Genomic DNA, 1142 nt, shown 5'->3' on the forward strand with positions numbered 1-1142 from the left:
CCACAATACTGTCTAGGATCATCGCTAGTAATTTTTCTTTTTTAATTCCTTTTAATATTTTCATTCTTTTTCTATATTCTATATTTAATTTTTTATCTGACTCTAAATAACTTCTTGAAACACAATACATTAAATCCTCTTGCATAGGACTTCCTTCTTTACACTGTATTTTCAAAGCATCCTGATATAAAAAGTCTTCAGGAGACACTGCATAAGAGTTTAAAGAAATAAATAAAATATTCAGAATAAAAAGTTTACTTATAGCATTCACATTTTAATCCTTTTTCAAAAATTTTTGCTTCATCTTCCCGTCTAGCCTGTAATCCTCTATTAGCTTTTGTAGTCCATAGTCGTTTCATACTTCTTAAGAATAAAGGAACCTTTTTTCCATTCTTTTTAAGATCATCTTGAATTTCTTTCATTTCTTTACGACGATCTCCTTTCAAACCTATATATCTGTTATATACAAGCGATAAAATAGCTCCTTGGCAATGAGGATGATATTTTAAAATATCTGGATAAACTTTTAATGTATCCTCCGCATACCTTTTTTTTACTATCATCACCATCTGATAAGCTTTATCTTTATTTATAATAATATCAGAAAGGCTGTTTACTAATGCTTGTGCTGCCAAACCTCTTTTTCCTTGAGCTTTTAATAAACGTTGAATTTGACTCGAAGTATAATAAAAATTTAAATCCTTTTTAATTTGTTCAAGACTTTGATGTCCTAAATCGTAACCATATCCTAATGTTACACCACTTTTACCATCTTTTCCCTTACTAGGTACATAAGGTTTAGATTCGTATTTCTCCCATTTTAAAATTGAATCAAGAGATTCTTTTGAAATAACCATTGTTCCTAAAGAAGTTTCAAAAGTATATGTTTCTACGATACATTCTGCTGTACAGAGTTTCTCTATATTCTTATCTAGGGTCGGCTTATTCTGTTCGGTACCACCCTTAATAATATCTACATCTAATTTCAATTTTATGGAATCTTGGCGCTGTCTCTTATACACATCTGACGCTGCCGACGATCTTACGCGTGTAGATTTCGTTGGTGGCCGTGTCGTTTTAGATATCTATCTCGAAGATCATCTCTTTCTTACCGTCAACCCGAATCGTAATACATGTATCTT

General features: G+C 31.2%; 2 protein-coding genes. Both read right to left on the reverse strand.

The window, feature by feature from the left end:
• The coding region (locus tag BFN00_RS00365) for a lysozyme inhibitor LprI family protein (protein WP_071850125.1) at positions 1-271 on the reverse strand (271 nt) is incomplete at its 3' end.
• Entirely contained in the window at positions 255-1022 is a 768-nt protein-coding gene (locus BFN00_RS00370; protein ID WP_249449767.1) for a pesticin C-terminus-like muramidase, read from the reverse strand. The genes BFN00_RS00365 and BFN00_RS00370, both read right to left, overlap by 17 nt.
• Positions 1023-1142 lie beyond the last annotated feature (120 nt).

Source organism: Acinetobacter sp. AR2-3 (assembly GCF_001878775.1).
Lineage (GTDB): Bacteria > Pseudomonadota > Gammaproteobacteria > Pseudomonadales > Moraxellaceae > Acinetobacter > Acinetobacter lwoffii_D.